Raw genomic sequence first — 18,521 nt, 5'->3', positions numbered from 1 at the left:
GCACGGGTGAACCCGGTCGTCGGCATCGCGGCCTTCGCCGCCGTCTCGCTGGCCACCGCCGTCATTGGTTTCTACGGCCTCCGGGTCTCGCGCACCACCGGGGACTTCTACGTCGCCTCCCGCACGGTGCGGCCCTGGTGGAACGCCTCGGCGATCGGCGGCGAGTACCTGTCCGCCGCCAGTTTCCTCGGCGTCGCCGGACTCATCCTGCTCTCCGGCACCGACGCCTTGTGGTACCCGGTCGGGTACACGGCCGGCTATCTGATGCTCCTGCTGTTCGTGGCCGCCCCGCTCCGCCGGTCCGGCGCGTACACGATTCCCGATTTCACCGAGGCCCGGCTGGATTCCCGGGCGGTCCGCCGGGTCACGAGCTTCGTGGTGGTGGTGGTCGGCTGGCTCTACATCGTCCCGCAACTCCACGGCGCGGCGCTGGCCATCAGGATCACCACCGGGCTGCCGGCCTGGGTGGGGCAGGTGGCCGTGGTCGCCGTCGTGTGCGTGACGGTGGTGTCCGGCGGGATGCGCTCCATCACCTTCGTCCAGGCGTTCCAGTACTGGCTGAAGCTGACTGCGCTGGCCGTCCCTGCGCTGTTCATCCTGCTGGTGCTGGCCGGCAACGGCTCCCGCGCGGTCGCCGAGGCGTCGGTGAACCCCACCGCGATGGCCCCGGCCGGACCGTACCAGAACATCTCGCTGCTGGTGGCGCTGCTGTTCGGGACCTTGGGGCTGCCGCACGTGCTGGTGCGCTTCTACACCAACCCGGACGGCCAGTCGGCGCGCCGGACCACCCTGATTGTGCTCGGCCTGCTCTCCGTCTTCTACCTGTTCCCGACGGCGTACGGCCTGATCGGGCGGACGTTCGCCCCGGGGCTGGCCAAGAGCGGCCAGGCCGATGCCCTGGTGCTGCTGCTCCCGGGGCGGATGATCGGCGGAACGGCAGGCGACCTGCTCTCAGCGCTGGTGGTGGCGGGCGCCTTCGCCGCCTTCCTATCCACCACCTCGGGGCTGGTGGTGTCGCTGGCGGGCGTCATCAGCCAGGACATCCTGGGCGGCAGCGTGCGCGGGTTCCGGCTCGCCGCCCTGATCTCGGCAGTGGTTCCGCTGGCGATCGCGACCATGACGGACTCCACAGCGCTGGCCGGGAGCGTGGGGCTGGTCTTTGCCTTCACGGCCTCGACCATCTGCCCGGTGCTGTTGCTGGGCATCTGGTGGCGCGGGCTGACAGACGCCGGCGCGATCGCCGGAATGCTGACCGGGGCGGTGTCCTGCGGCGGCTCCATGCTGGCCGGCGCCATGCTGGGCTCCGCCGGCACGCCGCCGTGGCTCGCGCAGCCGGCCGCGTGGACGGTCCCGGCTGCCTTCACGGTAATGGTCCTCGTCTCGCGCTCCACCCAGGGCCGGGTTCCGCGGACCATCACCCGGCTGATGACACGGCTGCACACCCCGGAACGGCCGCTCGCCACCGAACGGTGACCATTTGCTGGTGACGCGTCAGCCGGTGGCGTCAGTCGTTGACGTCAGTCGATCGCGGCCATGAGTTCGACGACGCGGTCCAGGAACGCGTCCACCTGGCTTTCCTCGTAGCCTTCGCGTCCGACGGCGGGGCGGAAGACGGCGCGGCGGATGTTGTCCACGCTGAGCGGCTGGTCTTCCTCGAGGTAGCCGATCAGCTCGTGGCAAAGGTCGTCGACGTCGGTGGTGTTGTAGCTGCGCACCTTGGCCTTGGCCGGGCGCCGGAAGCGCTGGCCGTCGGGGCGGTGCAGGCGGCCGCGGAGCAGGCCCGCGAGCCGGCCGATTTCACGCAGCCAGGCTTCCTCGCCGCGCTCCCCGATCAGTTCGTCGCGTTCCCGGCGGGCCAGGGCGTCCTCGAGGCGGTCCAGGGCAGCGTCCACCCCGGCGGCGGAGTAGCCGCCCTTGACCGGGTCGAAGGAGACGGCCCGGACGTCGGCGCTCTTGACCGCCCGTCCCGCGGCGTGGGGTGTTTCAAATGAGACCCGCGCGCGCTGCAGGAACTGGTCCACCTGCTTGGCGTTGTAGCCGTACTGGTTCCGCTGCACGCGGTCAAAGGAGGCCGGAATCTGCCGTTGAATGTCCACTGTAACTATGTTTCCTTCGATGCCGTTCGGCTCTGGTTGCGCCAACTTCAGGCGTGTTTGCCCGGCACCATTCTAGGCACCGGGAGGAGGCGGGATGCCGCCTTAGCCGCCGGCGCCGGCGGAGAAGATCATGAATGCCACCGGGGAGGCGAAAACGATGGAGTCGAGGCGGTCCATGACTCCCCCGTGGCCAGGCAGGATGCTGCTCATGTCCTTGATGCCGAGTTCACGTTTGACCATGGATTCGGCCAGGTCGCCGGCGGTCGCCGCGGCGACCATGCCCACGGCGAGGGCGGCGCCGAACCACCAGGGTTCGCCCAGCACGAACACGCTGGCGAGGATGCCGACCAGCACAGCGCCCGCGATCGACCCGCCGAAGCCCTCCCAGGACTTCTTCGGACTGATCTTCGGGGCCATCGGGTGCTTGCCCAGAGAGGCGCCGACGAGGTAGCCGAAGGTGTCGTTGGAGACCACCAGAAGCAGCAGGGTGCCGATCTGCCAGGCACCGATCGGCACCACGCCGCCGGGCCAGGGCCCGATCGGGGTGACGCCGCCGGAGGCATGCAGCGGCAGCACAGCAAAGCTGATCAGGAACGGCACCCACGTCATCGTGAAGACGCCGGCGAAGATGCTGCGCGCGGACCCGGCCGCCCCCTCGAGGGAGCGCCACAGGAGCACCGCGACGCTGCTCAGCAGCAGCGCGAACAGCAGGCTTTCGGGGCCGCCGAAGTAGGCTGCGAGCGGCATCGCCACGGTGCCCGTCATCGCCGGGATGATGGGCAGCCGGGTGCCGGAGGCCTCCAGCGCACGGAACACCTCCCAGACGCCGAAGACGGCGAAGGCGGTGACGATCAGCACGAAGGCCAGGGGCAGGAACAGCAGGCCGCCCAGCACGGCGAAGAGCATGGCAAGGCCAACCGCCGTGGCGGCAGGAAGGTTCCTGCCGGCCTTCGGCGTCGGATTCTTCCGCTCTTTCCCCCGCACCCGGACGCGCGGTCCGGGTGCCTGCTGTTCGTCCCCCATCAGACCTCGAGCAGCTCGGCTTCCTTGCGCTTGAGCAGCTCGTCGATGCCGTCGACGTGGGCCTTGGTCAGGGCGTCGAGTTCCTTCTCGCCACGGGTTCCCTCGTCCTCGCCGGCTTCGCCATCCTTGACCAGCTTGTCCAGGGTTTCCTTGGCCTTGCGGCGGATGTTGCGGATGGACACCTTGGCGTCCTCGCCCTTGGACTTGACGATCTTGACGTATTCCTTGCGGCGTTCCTTGGTCAGCTCCGGGATGGTGATCCGGATGACGTTGCCGTCGTTGGAGGGGTTGGCGCCCACCTCGGAGTCGCTCAGGGCCCGCTCGATGTCCCGCAGGGCGGTCTTGTCGAACGGGGTGATGAGGATGGTGCGGGCGTCCGGGACAGCGAAGGAGGCCAGCTGCTGCAGCGGCGTCGGCGAACCGTAGTAGTCCACCAGGACCTTGTTGTACAGGCCCGGGGTGGCACGTCCGGTGCGGATCGAGGCGAAGTCTTCCTTGGCTACCTCAACCGCCTTGTCCATCTTGTCCCCGGCTTCGAGCAAGGTTTCTTCGATCACGTTCTCTCCTCAGAAATTGGTGCGCACCCCTTTGCCCGGGGAGCGGAGCTGTCCTAAAAACATCCTAGCCGCAGCTAGGGGGTGACTACGGTGCCCAGGTCCTCGCCGCGGATGGCCCGGGTGACGTTGCCTTCGCCCTCCATGCCGAACACCACCATGGTCAGGTTGTTGTCCTTGCACATGGTCATCGCCGTCTGGTCCATGACCCGGATATCGCGGCGCAGGGCCTCGTCGTAGCTGAGCCGGTGCAGCTTCTCGGCAGAGGGGTCCTTCTTAGGATCGGCGGTGTAGACGCCGTCGACCCCGCTCTTGGCCATCAGGACGACGTCGGCGTGCACCTCCATGGCGCGCTGCGCGGCGACGGTGTCGGTGGAGAAGTACGGCAGGCCGGCGCCGGCACCGAAGATCACGACCCGGCCCTTCTCCATGTGGCGGATGGCGCGGCGCGGGATATAGGCCTCGGCCACCTGGCCCATGGTGATGGCGCTCTGCACGCGGGTCTCCACGCCGGCCTGTTCCAGGAAGTCCTGGAGGGCGAGGCAGTTCATCACGGTGCCGAGCATGCCCATGTAGTCGGCGCGGGAGCGGTCCATGCCGCTCTGCGAGAGTTCGGCGCCGCGGAAGAAGTTCCCGCCGCCGACGACGATAGCGACCTCGACGTCCGGGACAGCGGCCGCGATCTGCTTGGCGACTCCGCGGACGGTGTCCGGGTCAACGCCCAGTTTCCCGCCGCCGAAGACCTCGCCGGAAAGCTTCAGGAGCACGCGGCGCCTGGTCTTCTTCGGCTGGGCTGAATTGTTGACGGTATCCATGGTGCCTTCCCGTTGGTGAGCTCTGAAAAAGGTTATCGTGCCGGGGGCCAAAGGCTGCATTCCGCCCCGGGCCAGCGTTCGCGGGTGCATGCAAAAGGGGTGGCCACCGCAGTGACCACCCCCTCAGCGAGACTTACTTAGGAACCGACGCGGAAGCGCGTGAAAGCGGTTGCCTTGACGCCGGCCTCTTCGAGGACCTGCGCGACGGACTTCTTGGCATCCTTGGCGAATGCCTGGTCAATGAGGACCTCGCCCTTGTAGAAGCCGGTAACGCGGCCTTCCACAATCTTGGTCATGGCAGCCTCGGGCTTGCCCTCGGCCTTGGCGGTTTCCTCGGCGATGCGGCGCTCGGACTCGACCAGCTCGGACGGGACGTCCTCGCGGGTCAGGTAGTTCGGGGCCATCGCGGCGATGTGCACGGCGACGTCGTGGGCGGCGGTGGCAGCAGCGTCGCCTTCGCCGTCAACGGCGAACAGCACGCCGACCTGGGCCGGGAGGTCCTTGGAGGTCTTGTGCAGGTACGCGTCGACCGTCGGGGCCTCGATGCGGGCAATGCGGCGGACGACGACCTTCTCGCCCAGGATGGCGCCTTCTTCGACGACAACCTCGGAGAGCGGCTTGCCGTCGACGTCGGTGGCCAGCAGGGTGTCGAGGTCGGCAGCGCCGGACTCAACAGCAACAGCGAGCACCTTGTCGGCGAGCTGGATGAACTTGTCAGCCTTGGCGACGAAGTCGGTCTCGCAGTTGACCTCGATCATCACGCCGACGCCGCCGTCGACCTTGGCAGCAACCAGGCCTTCTGCGGTGGAGCGGCCTTCGCGCTTGGTAGCGCCCTTGAGGCCCTTGATGCGGATGATTTCGATGGCCTTCTCGGCGTCACCGTTGGCTTCGTCAAGAGCCTTCTTGACATCCATCATGCCGGCGCCGGTGCGCTCGCGCAGAGCCTTGATATCAGCGGCAGTGTAGTTCGCCATGTGAACCCCTCTGTCTAGAAATTTGTGTGGTGTACGGACTGACAGGACGGCTGCTCACCGAGTGAGCGGCCATCCTGTCAGTACCCCTTACGCAACAGGCAGCTGCATGCTGCGGTCGGGGAGATCCAGATTTACTTGTCTGACTACTTGGCTTCGTCGGCAGCCGGAGCAGCCTCGGCAGCGTCAGCGGCCGGAGCCTCTTCGGCGGCGGGAGCCTCGGCGGCTTCCGGAGCAGCAGCTTCAGCGGCGGCCGGAGCGGCAGCCTCTTCGGCCTTGCTGCCTTCGAGGAGCTCGCGCTCCCACTCGGCCAGCGGCTCTTCCGGAGCTTCCGTGGTGCCAGTGGCGCGCTGGTTGCGGGCGATCAGGCCCTCAGCAACGGCGTCGGCAACAACGCGGGTCAGCAGATTGACGGAGCGGATGGCGTCGTCGTTGCCCGGGATCGGGAAGTCTACTTCGTCCGGATCGCAGTTGGTGTCCAGGATGGCCACAACCGGGATGTTCAGCTTCTTGGCCTCGTCAACGGCGAGGTGTTCCTTCTTGGTGTCGACAACCCAGAGGAGCGAAGGCGCCTTGGTCAGGTTGCGGATACCGCCGAGGTTAGTCTCCAGCTTGGTCAGCTCGCGACGAAGGAGCAGCAGTTCCTTCTTGGTGTAAGCGGAACCGGCGACGTCGTCGAAGTCGATCTCTTCGAGTTCCTTCATGCGCTGGATGCGCTTGGAAACCGTCTGGAAGTTGGTCAGCATACCGCCGAGCCAACGCTGGTTCACGTACGGCTGGCCAACGCGCGTGGCCTGCTCGGCGATGGCTTCCTGCGCCTGCTTCTTGGTACCGACGAAGAGAACGGTGCCGCCGTGTGCAACGGTGGCCTTCACGAACTCGTAGGCACGGTCGATGTAGGACAGCGACTGCTGCAGGTCAATGATGTAGATGCCGTTGCGCTCCGTGAAGATGAAACGCTTCATCTTCGGGTTCCAACGACGGGTCTGGTGTCCAAAGTGGACGCCGCTGTCAAGCAGCTGGCGCATAGTTACGACGGGCATGCCGACGCTCCTTCCGGCAGGTCATTCATGAGAAAGCCCTGGGCTCTCTTACCCTGCCAATAGTTGACGGTTGTTTAGCAACACCCAGGCGGGTGTTCCTCCTGGCATCCACCGCACCCCTCATCCGGACCCTGGGGCCGGACCGTAAGAGGCGCAGTCCTCCGCACCCGGAAGCCGGGCTTCGGACAGGGAGGGCTGGATACGCGTAGTCAGCCACTGCTCCCGCACTCCTGAATGAGATGTGCTGCCGGTCCAAATAGCTGGAACAAAAAACGGAACCAACCAAATTGAACGAGGCATGAGGGCACAGCAAACTGCTCCACCAAGTGTACTACAGCAGACCTGCCCGGATGGACCGTTTCGGGGTGCTTGGGGAGCGGGCTCCGAGTGTGGCTCCGGCGGGAATCCACATAGCCCCCGATGGGACTTTCCGGGCCCGGGCCGTCCGCTGCAGGCTGGCGGCATGAAGGCTTCTCTCTTGATGGCGGCTGTGCTGCTCGTCCCGGCCCCGGCAGTGGGGCCGCCGGCGTCCCCGGCCGGTGGCTGGAGCTGGCCGCTCTCCCCCAGGCCCGCCGTGCTGCGCGTCTTCGACCCGCCGGCCCGGCCCTGGCTCAGCGGTCACCGCGGCGTGGACCTGGAGGCTGCGTACGACGGCGCTCCGGTGATCTCACCAGCGTCGGGCACGGTCGGCTTTGTGGGCTTCGTGGTGGACCGGCCCGTGGTCACCATCGACCACGGCAACGGCCTGCGGAGCAGTTTCGAACCCGTCGAAAGCACGCTGCGGCCCGGCGACGCCGTCGCCGAGGGGTCGGTGCTGGGACGGGCGCTGCCTGGCCACTGCGGCGGAACCGTGTGCATCCACTGGGGCGTGCGGCGCGGCGACGAGTACCTCAACCCGCTGGCATTCGTGATGGATCTGCGGCCCTCCATCCTGCTTCCGCCCATGAATCCCGGTTCGGGACAGGGCGGCTCCGGATGAAGGGCCGCGAGGGTGTTGCGCGGGACGGGCGGGCGTGCGGGGCCGGCCGGCGTGCAGGGCCGGACCGGCCGCGGAGCGACTAGACGATGGCCGAGATCCCCGTGATTGCCCGGCCGGTGACGAGGGTGTTGATCTCGTGGGTGCCCTCGTAGGAGTAGATCGCTTCGGCATCAGAGAAGACCTTGGCCATCTCGTAGTCCGTGACGATGCCGTTGCCGCCCAGGAGGCTGCGGCCCATGGCGACACTTTCGCGCATCCGCGCCGTGGTGAATGCCTTGGCCAGGGCCGACTGCTCGTCCTTGGCCTCGCCGGCATCCTCAAGCTGGGACAGGCGGACCATCATGCCCATCGAGCTGACGACGTTGCCGAGAATCTGCACGAGCTGGTGCTGGACCAGCTGGAAGGAGGCGATCGGGCGGCCGAACTGGCTGCGCTCGACGGCGTAGCGGCGGGCGACGTCGAACGCGGCGAGCTGCTGGCCGACGGCCTGCCAGGCGACGGAGAGGCGGGTGACCTTCAGGACCTTGTTGGTGTCCCGGAAGCTGTTGGCGTTGGCGAGCTTGAAGAAGTCCGGCACCACGACGTTCTCGAGGGTGATGTCGGCGTTCTGGACGGTGCGCAGCGAAATCTTGTTCTCGATCTTGGTGGCACTGTATCCCTCGGTCTTGGTGTCCACGAGGAAGCCCTTGACCTGGTTGTCGGCGAGGTCGCGGGCGTAGATGACCACCCAGTCGGAGAAGGTGGCGTTGCCGATCCAGCGCTTGGCGCCGTTGAGGATCCAGCTGTCGCCCTCGCGCCGGGCGGTGGTGCGCGTGCCGCCGGCGACGTCGGAGCCGCCCAGCGGCTCGGTCAGGCCGAAGGCACCGATTTTCTTCAGGGAGTAGATGTCCGGCAGCCAGGCGTCCTGCTGCTCCTGCGAGGCGAGCGCCTCGATCGAGCCGGTGAAGAGCCCGTCGTGCACGCCCATGAAGGTGGCGATCGAGGTGTCCGCGCGAGTTGCCTCGGCGTGCAGGATCCCGGCGAAGAGGTTCGAGTAGCCCTGGCGCTTGACCGGGCTGACCAGGTCGATCTCGGCCAGCTTCGGGATCAGGTCCATCGGGAACTCGCCGCGGTTCCAGCAGTCCACGGCGATCGGCTTCACCTCACGGGCCAGGAACTCGCGCACCTCCGCCAGCCGGTCCTTCTCCTTGCCGCTGAGCAGCTGCTCGAAAGCGAAGAAGTCGCCGTCGGCGTAGGGGAGGTTGTTGATGTCGATTGCAGCTTTGGACATGTTGTTCCTTCACTTGTGATCAGCAGCGATCAAAAGGGCGCGGGCGTCGCGCCGCGGGATGTTACTCGTGAGTAACATATCCCAGCTTTTGCTCGGGTGGCAAGTGACGGGGCACACGCCGGGCCTTGGATTCTCCCGGGCAGGGGCGTGGCGGCGGTCGGATACCGGGTCACAGCGAGACTGGCTGCAGGATGGCAGGCGGACGGCTGCGAGGTCGCTGCGCCGCGATGCAAAAGGGCCGCCGCTGACGAAAGACGCGCTGGACCGTCAGCGGTGGCTCACCAGGCGGGACCTACGGCTGGCAATCACGACCTGGATAGAACGGACCTCCCACCGCCGGCGAAGGCAAAGACGGCTGGGAAAACTCACGCCCGTCGGATACGAAACAATCAACTGGACCGCGCTCACGGCGGTCTAGGGCCCCAAGTCAACAAAAGCAGGGGCATTCCCAATGATCATCTTCATAATTGGGATCCGTCGTCGGGCTAGACCTGAGGCGGTTGCTCCAAACTTATGCAAGAAGCTTTCGAAGCCGACGCTGTTGCCAAGAGAGATGTGAAGCCGCACCTAGTTCTTGGCTGGCTCTGACTGCGCCCGTCTTCCACTCGTCTCGAAGGAATGGCCGGAGAAGTCAACGGGCCAAGGCGTTGGCCGCCCAGCATGTTGTCCTCCGACGCCCACGGAAGTCTCTAAGGACTCCTCCACTTCAGTCCTAGACAGAGCGGCATTGTTACGTCTGGCGCATCAGGACTACTATGACCTCATCCACCGTCCTTATGGATGACGATTAGCGGGCATCGTTCCCGTCGAAACGCGCTCAATTCTCTCGTCTGAGAGCAACAGACACCTGTGAGGGGCAGGCATCAGCCTAACCGGCTCCTGCAACGGTCCATCCGCAAATATTGGGGGACGCCTCTCCTGACCCGTTCACTGATTGATGCGCCAGTGCAAGTAGTCCTTGCGCACATTCCTGCAACGGCATGCAACTCGGACAGGTTGTATCAGGAGAGACGTGTGACTGAAGGCATTGTCCGAGCGAAACTCAGTGTTCTTGATCGTACGGGGACCTCACAAGCCCAAGAGTGATTCCCGCAGCATTGATATCGTTCCGCTCGGTCTATGGCCAGCCATCCGATGTAGCGCCGCAGGGGTTCGCCCCGCCGCGTCGACAGCAACGAAAGATGTGCCCAGTGGGATACAAAATCATGACAACACTGCTCTCCACAGTGACGCTCGTTTTAGGAACGGTCGCTTTGGCCTCGCCTGCACAGGCGTCCTCCGGAGGCACGTTTTGTTTCCGGCAGCAGAATGACGAACCCTTCATTAACAAACCCGTTTCCCTTGAGCTGAGTGCCGATGGAAACGACTGGTACAACGTGCTCACTCTCCAGACTGATGAGAACGGATGCGGCTGGTACGCCCTGACGGGCGACTACACGCAGTACTACGTCCGCGTAACAGCATACTGGTGGTGGAAGGGCACCAACGGGGAACTTCGTCAACACTGGACCGGGTTCACAATCGCCGGTTCTCCGGGAACTCAGTACGACTCGCTGGGGAGCAACGTTGTCATCTGCGCGAGCGTGGATAACGCATCCCAATGCTAATAACTGATGCCCTGGGTCGAGGAAGATAGGTCAGTGCCTCGGGAATGGACGGTGGATGCCAAGGCTTTCAGCCCCCGTTACTGAGTCGGGTCCGCAACCGGCTGCCAAGCAAGAAAGAAGGCATCATGTTCCGCAAAATCACTACGGCACTCGCAGCGATGGCATTGGTTCTTTTAGGGTCACTCGCCATCGTTCCGCCTGCAAACGCTTCAGCGGGCGGTACCTACTGTTTCCACTTTGAGGACCACACTCCTTATGACAAGAAGCCCGTCTACATTGATGTGAGCTATGACGGAAAATTCTGGTACGGCATCCTCCCCACGACCAGTAACGAGAAGGGCTGCGGCTACTTCGTACTTGGTTACGAATACAGAGGAATGTACGTCCGTGCGCTGGCGCAATGGGACTTGCTCAGTCCTGACGGACAAATATTGCAGCGCAATCGTGGACTGTCGCCAGTTGTCGGGCTTCCCGGACAATCCCTCGTCCATCTCGGTTCAGGACTTGTCCTTTGCGCAAGCTGGGTCAGATACGCGCCCTGCCGTTAGAGAGTCAGGTCGGCACCAGAAATCAATCCTCGATGAGAGAAGATCATCATGCTTCGCAAGATCACTACCGCGCTCTCCGCCCTGGCTTTAGTCATGGTTGGTTCAGTTGCTGTCGCCCCGTCAGCTAACGCGCTGTCCGGAGGCACTTATTGCTTCAAGTACGCCAAGATGGGGACCGCCTATGCGAGCCAACCTGTACTCATCCAGTTGAGTGATGACAACGCCAACTGGGTGAACGCCATGACAGCGGAAACCGATCCTAATGGATGCGGCGGGTTCACCCTCTGGGGGACTTGGACCCAAAAGTACGTCCGTGCAGTCGCGGAACGAAAAGTTGTTGGTCCGCTCAAGACCGGCATTGTGGCGGTCTGGAGCGGCACAACCCCCCTCGTCGGCAGTCCGGGAAGCTGGACCGCTGATCTTGGGACTGGCGGCGTCTACTGCACAACCAAGACGGTTTACGCCTGCGTGGGCTTCTAGCCTGGCAAGGTGTGGACGGGAGCTGCTGGGCAGTGCAGGTAAGCGGGCCCTAAGGCTTTTGCTCTTGTCCGAAGCCGCACGCCCACCTCCCTGCCTTCCCCAATAGGGACCCACGGTGCGCCCACCGCACGAGGCCCTCACGTTGGAGCCGGGGTTCGGGCAACCTCTGCCCCTGCCAGTGAGGCGACCTCGTCTGCAGCCATGGAGCCTCCACGGTTGATGACTGTTGCGGTACCCGGAGCAGCGAAGGAACAAGCGGAGGAATCGCTCTGATGCACCGAGTTCGCCAGCAGAAACACCCCGATGCCTAAATGATTCCGGGGTGTTCTGCGTTGAGCACTTTCCCTTCGTGGTGCCAGTGCTCCGCTCAATCATCTCCGTACGGAACGACATGGCGCGCTCCCTCAGCGCTGACAGATATGACGCCGACTCGGATACGATCCATCTCGTCAGCATGCACAACGGTGTTCAGACGCGAAAATCTTACCGGGCGCCCCACCTGCAATGGCTGCTGTACGGGCAGGCTCATCTCGTCGAGCAGGAACTGCGAGCACTCTATTGGGCGATCGCTCCCCTAACGGAGGAATGGCACGAGCACTAGGAAGCAGAAAGCACCCGCCGTGACGATGAGGCCACGACGAGTGCTTTGCCTGTGGATAACTAAACGTAATGCCAAGATAGTGCCACGGGCTTCTGCAGGAACCTTTCGGAACAGACAGACACCCGCAGAATCATCAGGTAGGGCTACTCGGACTTGAACCGAGGACCTTAGGATTATGAGTCCCGCGCTCTAACCAGCTGAGCTATAGCCCCGTGGGCCCGAACGGTCACGCCCTGACGGGCCGGACCGTTCCGGGCAAAAAACACTCTAGCAATAGTAGTCGCCCCGGCTCGGGCAACGACCGCCGACGGCGCTCCGGGCCGCCTAGACGACCAGGTCGTCGTAGCTGGCGCCGCGGTAGATGTCCTCGAAGGTCTGCAGCGTGCGTTCGATGCTGTGGCTTTCCACCATGCTTCGGCTCGCCTTGCCCATGGCCGCACGCTCATGCGCCGGCAATGACAGCACCCGTTCGATCTTGGCCGCCAGGTCGTTGCTGTCATTCGGGGTAAACAGATAGCCGTTCTCGCCGTCGTGCACCAGATGAGGCAACGCCATGGCGTCGGCCAGCACCACCGGGGTGGACGCGGACATCGCCTCCAGGGTAACGAGGGACTGCAGCTCGGCGGTGCCGGGCATGCAGAACAGGTCCGCGCTCAGGTAGGCCCGGCGCAACTCCTCGTCGCTGGCCAGGCCAAGAAACTTCACACGGTCCTGCAGGCCCAGCCGTTCGACCTGCGCCTCGAGCGCGGGCCGGACCTCGCCGCCGCCGACGACCTCCAGGTGGACGTCGAGCGCGGCGGGCGTCTTGGATACGGCGTCGATCAGCACGTCGATGTGCTTTTCCTCGGCGAGGCGGCCGACGAACAGCACGGTGGGGCTGGCGTGCGGCGTTGCCTCCTCGCCTGGCTTCAGTTCGTAGGCTGCGGCATCGATGCCGTTGGACAGCGGCAGTACCTTCCGCAGGAAGGCGTGCTGGTGCATGGCCTTGGCGGCGAGCGGCGTCGGCGTCGTGACGACGTCGGCCTGACCCATGACCTTGCCCATGTCGCGCCACGACACGCGGCCCACGATGTCCTTGAACCACTGCGGGAAGGGCAGGAATGGGTTCAGGTTCTCGGGCATGAAGTGGTTGGTCGCGACGATCCTGATGCCGCGCTTGACCGCCTCGTAGAGGACGTGCTCGCCGATCATGTAATGGCTTTGGATGTGCACGACGTCGGGCTGGATCCGGTCGAACAGCAGGCCGATTTCCTTCTTGATCTCCCACGGGAAGGTGATCCGGAAGTACTCGTGGGTCGGCACCGAGTGCGAGCGGAGCCGGTGCACGGTGGCCTCGTCGCGGAACTCGCTGAAGCTCTTGCCCTTGCTGGGCCGGCACGCGAGGACATGGACGTCGTGCCCCCGGCCGGTCATGCCCTTGGCCAGGCGGTAGCCGAACTGTGCGGCACCGTTGACATCCGGCGGGTAGGTGTCCGCCGCAATCAGGATGGTCAGCTTTTTGGCGGATTGGTCATTCTCGGGCATGGTCACGGGGATAGCTCCTGGTGGTCACGGTGCGGTCAGCGGGGCTGTAGGTGGCCGGCTGGCCGTCGGCGCAGGCGGCGGGCCTGCGCCAGAAGTCTGTGGCGCCGCCCTAGGACAGCCGTCCCGCGGCTTTCCGCGCGTCCTTCTTGCGCTTGGTGACCTCGGGGTGGTGCCGTGAAAGGGCGATCACTCCCACGATAGCAAGGAGTGCGGCCGCGCCCATGGCAATCGCCGTCACGGCGTGGACGTCGGGCCGCAGCTCCCCCAGGATCACGATGCCGATCGCGATGCCGATAATCGGGTCGATGACGGTCAGTCCGGCGATCACCAGGTCGGGCGGACCCCCGGAGTAGGCACTCTGCACAAACCAGGAGCCCAGCCCGCCGGCGGCAAGGATGGCCACCAGCGTGTACCACTGGACATTGAGCAGGAACAGCCCGTTCGGGTCGACCAGGTGCTTGCCGATAATGCGGGTCAGGACCGCTACGAAGCCGAACAACATGCCTGCGCCAAGGATGTACACGAACGCGCTCATCCGGTGCTTGAAGAGCAGCGCCAAGGTTCCGAAGAGGCTCACGACCAGGGCCAGCAGCAGCACGATGGTCAGCTCGTCCGAACCGCTGACGTGGTGGTTTTCCTGCGTGACGTTCACCGCGAGCACCACAAACAGGGCCGAGCCGGTGACGCAGGAGCTGATGGCCACGACGGTGGCCCGGTTCATGCTGAGCCCCTGGTCCTTGGCGTTGATGATGGTGGTGATGACGAGGGCGATCGCCCCGATCGGCTGGACCACGGTCAGCGGCGCCGAGACCAAGGCGACGGCATTCATCGCCGTCCCAATGCAGAGCAGCACCAGCCCCAGGACCCAGCGCGGGTTGCGGATCAGGCGGAGCAGCCCGTGGGAGCTGAGCGCCAGCCCTCCGGTGTCCGCCTTGACCGCACTCCCCTGCCGTTGGGCGCCGAAGGCCAGGAAGAAGGCGCCAAGTACCGCCAGCACAACTGCCAACCACACCATCAGCGGAGGCCGCCGTCGTCGATGTCGCCCTCGCTGGCGTGCTGTCCGCGGGGGTCCCCGGCGGCGTTGCCGGCTTTGAGGTCCCGGCCCTTGCGGATGATGGCCCAGAAGTAGTTGTAGGCCGCGATCCAGTGCCCGACGAGGCCCAGCCCCAGGAAGATCCAGGCTGACACAAAGTAGGCGCCGGTCCCGGGGATGGGGAGCTTGGAGAGCACCAGCAGCGGCGTGCCGACGAGCAGCAAGGCGGTGCGGATCTTGCCGATCCGGCTCACGGGCAGGTCCGGGTGGCTGTGGAAGTAGAACAGCGAGATGGAGAGCAACACGAGGTCCGGGACGAGCAGTGCGGTCAGGTACCACCACTCGACGACGCCGGCGATCACGAGGGTGACGGCCACCGCAATGAGGGCGAGCCGGTCCGCGATGGGATCCATGATGCGGCCCAGATTCGACATCTGGTTGAAGCGGCGGGCAATGTAGCCGTCCACCCAGTCGGTGCTGCCCATGACCGCCAGCACGAGGGCGGCGGTGCCGTATTCCTGCTTGGCCAGGACCAACCAGATGAAGAGCGGGACGCCGAGGAACCGGACCACGGTCAGCAGGTTGGGAACGGTGAAGACCAAGTCGTGATGGATCTGGGGCTGCCCGGGGCGTGTACCAGCGCCGATGAACTTCATCCGTTCCCCCTTTCCACAGCCGGCAACGAGTTAGTGTCGGAGTTCAGGGCGGAGCCTAGCCCTTGAGCAGTCGGCGCAGCAGGAACACGAGGGCCGTCGTCGAGGCGGCAAGGGCGGCCAGCGGCTTCCAGCGCTTGCCGAGCTCGGCAGCGGCTCCGGACTTGTTGGCGGTGGCACCGGGGGTGGCGGAGGCCTTGGCCTGGCTGCGGAACCCGGCGATCTTGTCGTCCACGAGCTCCTTGCCTTCCTCCAGTTTGTGCTGGGTGGCGGCGAGGAGGGCCTGGGCCTGGGTCTTGACGTCGAGTTCCTGCCCGAGCTCGTCGCGCACGCCGGTGAGGTGCCGGCGGCGCGTCTCGAGGCGGCGGCGCAGCTCGGCCTCGGTCGGGGCGGGGCCAAGATCGGGCTGTTCGGCGGCCTTCTTGGCTTCCTTCTCGGCCTTCGCCTTCGCGGCAGCCTCTTCCTTGGCGGCCTTGGCTGCCTTGGCCTGCGGGGAGTTGGGGTCAAGGACGGCGGCATCGAAGGAAGAGCCTTCCTTCGCGATGCCCAGGTCGTACTTGAGGCCGCGGATGGTCTCCTCCGGGAGCAGCGGCATGGCCTTCTTGAACCGGCCGTAGCCGATCAGGCCCACGATCAGGGCAATTACCAGGAAGGCGGCGCAGACCAGCAGGGCCGCGAGCCACGCCGGCATGACGGTGGCCAGGCCCATGATGGCCGCCACGATGAGCCCGATCACGAGGAAGGCGACAAAGACGAGGGCGACGCCGAAGAAAGCCGCAGCGACGCCGAGCTGGATGCCCTTGCGCTTGAGCTCGGCCTTGGCGAAGGCAATCTCGTCATTGAGCTGCCGGGGTGCCAGCTTGAAGATCAGCCTCAGGGTCTTGGGCAGCGCGGAAAGGCGCAGCCCCCCGTTTGTCCTGCCGGTGTGCCGTCCGCTCATCGGTTCCGCCTAACTGGTTCCATCTGTGATTCCGCTTCCGCTGGATTGCCGGGTCTGCGCGGCTTCACGCACTCCCAGGTGTCAAAACTACCATTCAGGGTCCGGCCGGCGTCCCGCCGGCCCCTGTGCGGACGGGCGTGGCGGGCTGCGCCGGCTTCCGGCGGCTTACGACGGCGTCCGACGAGCGCCGCGTCGGCGTCGTCGGGCTTCCTGGTGCGGGCGGCGTCGGGCTGGGCAGTGCGGACGACGACGTGCGGGGGCGCGGACTACGCCAAGCAGGCGCGGCGGGCTACGCCGAGCGGGCCTAGGATTGACCTCTGTGCATACACACAGCAATCCCGGGGACTCCCTGACCCGCCGTCGGAAGCTCCTCTACATCCTGATGCTCGGCGCCTTGACGGCCCTTGGGCCGTTCACGGTGGACCTCTACCTTCCGGCGTTTCCTGCCCTGGAGGCGAGCCTCGGTGTCACCGAGGCCGCGGTGCAGCTGACCCTGACCGGCACGACGGTAGGTTTCGCCCTGGGCCAGCTGGTGGTGGGGCCGCTGAGTGACAAGTTCGGACGGCGTCTTCCGCTGATCCTGGCCACCGGGGTGCATATCGGAGCCTCGCTCGGGGCCGCCCTTTCCACCGACATCGGCACGCTGGGCCTCTTCCGGGTCCTCATGGGCATCGGTGCCGCCGGCGGAGGCGTTGTCGCGATGGCGATGGTGCGGGACCTTTTCAGCGGCTACGCGATGGTCCGGATGTTCTCCAGGATGGCGCTCGTCAACGGCCTGGCCCCGATCCTGGCACCGGTCATCGGATCGCAACTGTTGCTGCTGATGCCGTGGCCGGGCATCTTCTTCTTCCTTGCCGGCTACGGGAGCTGCGTGATCATCGCGGCCGTGTTCGTGGTGCGCGAGACCCTGCCGCGTGAGCTGCGCGGCACCACAGGCCTGACGGTGCGCCAGCGCTATGGCGTCCTTTTCGCCGACCGGATCTTCGTGGGCCTGCTGCTGCTGGGCGGCATGAACTTTGGCGGGCTCTTCACGTACCTCTCGGCCTCGCCGTTCCTGTTCCAGGACGTTTACGGCTTCTCACCGCAGCAGTACGGCCTGCTGTTCGGCATCAACTCGCTGGGGATCGTCGCGGGGGTCCAGACCAGCTCCAGGCTCATCAAACGCGTCCCGCCGCAGTGGATCCTCGCCTGCTCGACGGCGTGGATGTTCCTCATGGCGGTGCTGATCGTGGTCTTCGACCAGCTGGGCTTTGGCCTGTGGGGCGTCATGGTGCCGCTCTGGTTCTACATCCTGGGCGCTGGATTCACCTTCCCCTGCGTCCAGGTGCTGGCCCTGGCCAAGCACGGCGCGCAGGCCGGAACCGCGGCCTCCCTGCTCGGTGCTGCGACCTTCCTGATGGCCGGCATCATCTCCCCCGTGGTCGGCTGGCTGGGCCTCGGCTCGGCGACGCCGATGGGCGCGGTCCAAGCCGGCTGCATCCTGCTGGCAGCCGCGTCCCTCTGGCTCGTGGTCCGGCCGCGGACTGTGCCTTCCATCCACTAGCACCGGCCGCCTTCCGGGACATGCCCAACGCACGGCAGGTGCGGTGGACATGTCCCCGGTGGACATGTTCAGTCCTTACAGCCAGGACTGGACAGAACAGGCATATGCCCACGCCCGGGCGCACCCGAGGGGCATGTCCCGTGGCTCGCACACGCATTGGACATGCTCTCCGGTGGACATGTCCAGTCCTTGCAGCCAGGACTGGACAGAACAGGCATATGCCCACTCCCGGGCGCACCCGAGGGGCATGTCCCGTGCTGCGTGGCAGCTGTGAGCATGTCCAGCGGCAGGGGTGCGGGCTGGGGCCATGCTGCCCTGTTCGCGGCCTGCGGCTGGCGATAAAGTTGTTGTGTGCCTGACTGGCAGGACCCTCCTCCCCTACCGGCCACGTGGCAGCGGTGCGACGACGGTATTCTGCCTCTGTGGTGGGATCGGCTGTGCTCGCAGACCAGCCCCCAGTCGGCGGCCCTTTATGCGGCCGGTCTGTTCACCGAGGACCGGCGCCGGCCGATCGCGCAGTGGTACAACCCCGCCTACGACTCAGCCCTGCTGGTAGCCCCCGAAACCTCTCCCGAATGGCCGGTGCAGCGCTTCGGCATCTTCTACGCGCCCCCGCGTGGCGGCTTCACCCGCGTCCATTCCTCAGCCCACGAGTGGCATCCGCGGGAGCCGCGGCAGTCCCCCACCGAGGATCAAGCCTTCCAGGCCGCCGTGGCCGAGGCGGAGCGCTTCCTGCAGGTCGAGATGTTCTTCGTCTGAGGTCTCGTACAGCGAAACCCGGAGTCTCACCGACGGCCCGCGCCCGCACCGGTGACCTGAACCGGACAGGAAACCAACGCAG

General features: G+C 65.6%; 18 protein-coding genes, 1 tRNA gene and 1 pseudogene. 8 read left to right on the top strand and 12 right to left on the bottom strand.

The genetic code is table 11. The annotated features are described in order from the left end of the window. Positions 1-6: 6 nt before the first annotated feature. Positions 7-1,473 carry a sodium/solute symporter gene (locus HNO80_RS12350; protein WP_175323147.1) on the top strand — a complete coding sequence of 489 codons (1,467 nt, stop codon included), beginning with the start codon at positions 7-9 and terminating at the stop codon, positions 1,471-1,473. Positions 1,474-1,517: 44 nt separating this feature from the next. On the opposite strand, the gene HNO80_RS12345 is transcribed toward HNO80_RS12350, so the two are convergent. The 6 genes from HNO80_RS12345 to rpsB all read right to left on the bottom strand — a co-directional run bounded on the left by HNO80_RS12345 (position 1,518) and on the right by rpsB (position 6,502). Then, positions 1,518-2,096 carry a DivIVA domain-containing protein gene (locus tag HNO80_RS12345; RefSeq protein ID WP_175323146.1) on the bottom strand — a complete coding sequence of 193 codons (579 nt, stop codon included), beginning with the start codon at positions 2,094-2,096 and terminating at the stop codon, positions 1,518-1,520. 102 nt (positions 2,097-2,198) lie between these two features. Then, positions 2,199-3,119 (bottom strand): phosphatidate cytidylyltransferase, encoded by a 921-nt coding sequence (locus HNO80_RS12340; protein WP_175323145.1) that lies wholly within the window; start codon positions 3,117-3,119, stop codon positions 2,199-2,201. Further along, the gene (gene frr, locus HNO80_RS12335; RefSeq protein ID WP_138769830.1) at positions 3,119-3,676 is read right to left on the bottom strand and encodes a ribosome recycling factor; all 558 of its coding nucleotides are present in this window, start codon (positions 3,674-3,676) and stop codon (positions 3,119-3,121) included. The genes HNO80_RS12340 and frr overlap by 1 nt, the downstream gene beginning before the upstream one ends. Positions 3,677-3,750: 74 nt before the next feature. Then, positions 3,751-4,488 (bottom strand): UMP kinase, encoded by a 738-nt coding sequence (gene pyrH, locus HNO80_RS12330; RefSeq protein WP_146335261.1) that lies wholly within the window; start codon positions 4,486-4,488, stop codon positions 3,751-3,753. Between the two features lie 137 nt (positions 4,489-4,625). Then, positions 4,626-5,462 (bottom strand): translation elongation factor Ts, encoded by an 837-nt coding sequence (gene tsf / locus HNO80_RS12325; protein ID WP_175323144.1) that lies wholly within the window; start codon positions 5,460-5,462, stop codon positions 4,626-4,628. Positions 5,463-5,605: 143 nt separating this feature from the next. Further along, positions 5,606-6,502, bottom strand: coding sequence for a 30S ribosomal protein S2 (rpsB, locus tag HNO80_RS12320; RefSeq protein WP_175323143.1), 897 nt, complete (start codon positions 6,500-6,502; stop codon positions 5,606-5,608). Positions 6,503-6,965: 463 nt separating this feature from the next. Between rpsB and HNO80_RS12315 the strand changes: the two genes are divergently transcribed. Next, positions 6,966-7,481, top strand: a complete 516-nt coding sequence (locus HNO80_RS12315) for a murein hydrolase activator EnvC family protein (protein ID WP_175323142.1) — start codon at positions 6,966-6,968, stop codon at positions 7,479-7,481. Positions 7,482-7,560: 79 nt separating this feature from the next. On the opposite strand, the gene HNO80_RS12310 is transcribed toward HNO80_RS12315, so the two are convergent. Continuing rightward, a complete protein-coding gene (locus tag HNO80_RS12310; RefSeq protein ID WP_175323141.1) occupies positions 7,561-8,751 on the bottom strand; it encodes an acyl-CoA dehydrogenase family protein in 1,191 nt (396 codons plus the stop codon). A 244-nt stretch (positions 8,752-8,995) separates the two neighbouring features. On the opposite strand from HNO80_RS12310, the pseudogene HNO80_RS17965 reads away from it, so the two are divergent. The 4 genes and pseudogenes from HNO80_RS17965 to HNO80_RS12295 form a co-directional block, all read left to right on the top strand. Then, positions 8,996-9,169 (top strand): annotated as a pseudogene (locus tag HNO80_RS17965) (IS3 family transposase); the annotation flags it as partial. Positions 9,170-9,956: 787 nt separating this feature from the next. Continuing rightward, a complete protein-coding gene (locus HNO80_RS12305) occupies positions 9,957-10,358 on the top strand; it encodes a hypothetical protein (protein ID WP_175323140.1) in 402 nt (133 codons plus the stop codon). A 125-nt stretch (positions 10,359-10,483) separates the two neighbouring features. Further along, a complete protein-coding gene (locus HNO80_RS12300) occupies positions 10,484-10,906 on the top strand; it encodes a hypothetical protein (protein ID WP_175323139.1) in 423 nt (140 codons plus the stop codon). Between the two features lie 48 nt (positions 10,907-10,954). Beyond that, positions 10,955-11,386 (top strand): hypothetical protein, encoded by a 432-nt coding sequence (locus HNO80_RS12295; protein ID WP_175323138.1) that lies wholly within the window; start codon positions 10,955-10,957, stop codon positions 11,384-11,386. A 739-nt stretch (positions 11,387-12,125) separates the two neighbouring features. Here HNO80_RS12295 and HNO80_RS12290 read toward each other — a convergent pair. The 5 genes from HNO80_RS12290 to HNO80_RS12270 form a co-directional block, all read right to left on the bottom strand. Further along, a tRNA-Ile gene (locus tag HNO80_RS12290) sits at positions 12,126-12,199 on the bottom strand. A gap of 112 nt (positions 12,200-12,311) precedes the next feature. Then, positions 12,312-13,511 carry a glycosyltransferase gene (locus HNO80_RS12285; protein ID WP_175323198.1) on the bottom strand — a complete coding sequence of 400 codons (1,200 nt, stop codon included), beginning with the start codon at positions 13,509-13,511 and terminating at the stop codon, positions 12,312-12,314. A gap of 109 nt (positions 13,512-13,620) precedes the next feature. Next, complete coding sequence (locus tag HNO80_RS12280; protein WP_175323137.1) at positions 13,621-14,526, bottom strand: DMT family transporter; 906 nt, start codon at positions 14,524-14,526, stop codon at positions 13,621-13,623. Further along, the gene (locus HNO80_RS12275; protein ID WP_175323136.1) at positions 14,526-15,200 is read right to left on the bottom strand and encodes a CDP-alcohol phosphatidyltransferase family protein; all 675 of its coding nucleotides are present in this window, start codon (positions 15,198-15,200) and stop codon (positions 14,526-14,528) included. The genes HNO80_RS12280 and HNO80_RS12275 overlap by 1 nt, the downstream gene beginning before the upstream one ends. Before the next feature lie 55 nt (positions 15,201-15,255). Beyond that, positions 15,256-16,137 (bottom strand): phage holin family protein, encoded by an 882-nt coding sequence (locus tag HNO80_RS12270; protein ID WP_175323135.1) that lies wholly within the window; start codon positions 16,135-16,137, stop codon positions 15,256-15,258. Between the two features lie 382 nt (positions 16,138-16,519). Between HNO80_RS12270 and HNO80_RS12265 the strand changes: the two genes are divergently transcribed. Continuing rightward, on the top strand, positions 16,520-17,680 hold the full coding sequence (locus tag HNO80_RS12265; protein ID WP_249777324.1) for a multidrug effflux MFS transporter: 1,161 nt from the start codon (positions 16,520-16,522) through the stop codon (positions 17,678-17,680). 351 nt (positions 17,681-18,031) lie between these two features. Further along, entirely contained in the window at positions 18,032-18,439 is a 408-nt protein-coding gene (locus HNO80_RS12260; protein WP_175323133.1) for a hypothetical protein, read from the top strand. The last annotated feature ends 82 nt before the right edge of the window (positions 18,440-18,521 follow it).

Source organism: Arthrobacter sp. C9C5 (genome assembly GCF_013359735.1).
Taxonomy (GTDB): domain Bacteria; phylum Actinomycetota; class Actinomycetes; order Actinomycetales; family Micrococcaceae; genus Arthrobacter.
Note: the sequence above shows the minus strand (reverse complement) of the source record. Positions and strands in the feature narration are given on the sequence as shown.

Bases quoted from the DNA above. Each gene is read 5' to 3' on its own strand.
- HNO80_RS12340 (WP_175323145.1), bottom strand. From the start codon at position 3,119: ATGGGGGACGAACAGCAGGCACCCGGACCGCGCGTCCGGGTGCGGGGG.
- pyrH (WP_146335261.1), bottom strand. From the start codon at position 4,488: ATGGATACCGTCAACAATTCAGCCCAGCCGAAGAAGACCAGGCGCCGC.
- tsf (WP_175323144.1), bottom strand. From the start codon at position 5,462: ATGGCGAACTACACTGCCGCTGATATCAAGGCTCTGCGCGAGCGCACC.
- rpsB (WP_175323143.1), bottom strand. From the start codon at position 6,502: ATGCCCGTCGTAACTATGCGCCAGCTGCTTGACAGCGGCGTCCACTTT.
- HNO80_RS12315 (WP_175323142.1), top strand. From the start codon at position 6,966: ATGAAGGCTTCTCTCTTGATGGCGGCTGTGCTGCTCGTCCCGGCCCCG.
- HNO80_RS12310 (WP_175323141.1), bottom strand. From the start codon at position 8,751: ATGTCCAAAGCTGCAATCGACATCAACAACCTCCCCTACGCCGACGGC.
- HNO80_RS12305 (WP_175323140.1), top strand. From the start codon at position 9,957: ATGACAACACTGCTCTCCACAGTGACGCTCGTTTTAGGAACGGTCGCT.
- HNO80_RS12300 (WP_175323139.1), top strand. From the start codon at position 10,484: ATGTTCCGCAAAATCACTACGGCACTCGCAGCGATGGCATTGGTTCTT.
- HNO80_RS12295 (WP_175323138.1), top strand. From the start codon at position 10,955: ATGCTTCGCAAGATCACTACCGCGCTCTCCGCCCTGGCTTTAGTCATG.
- HNO80_RS12285 (WP_175323198.1), bottom strand. From the start codon at position 13,511: ATGCCCGAGAATGACCAATCCGCCAAAAAGCTGACCATCCTGATTGCG.
- HNO80_RS12280 (WP_175323137.1), bottom strand. From the start codon at position 14,526: ATGGTGTGGTTGGCAGTTGTGCTGGCGGTACTTGGCGCCTTCTTCCTG.
- HNO80_RS12275 (WP_175323136.1), bottom strand. From the start codon at position 15,200: ATGAAGTTCATCGGCGCTGGTACACGCCCCGGGCAGCCCCAGATCCAT.
- HNO80_RS12270 (WP_175323135.1), bottom strand. From the start codon at position 16,137: ATGAGCGGACGGCACACCGGCAGGACAAACGGGGGGCTGCGCCTTTCC.
- HNO80_RS12265 (WP_249777324.1), top strand. From the start codon at position 16,520: ATGCTCGGCGCCTTGACGGCCCTTGGGCCGTTCACGGTGGACCTCTAC.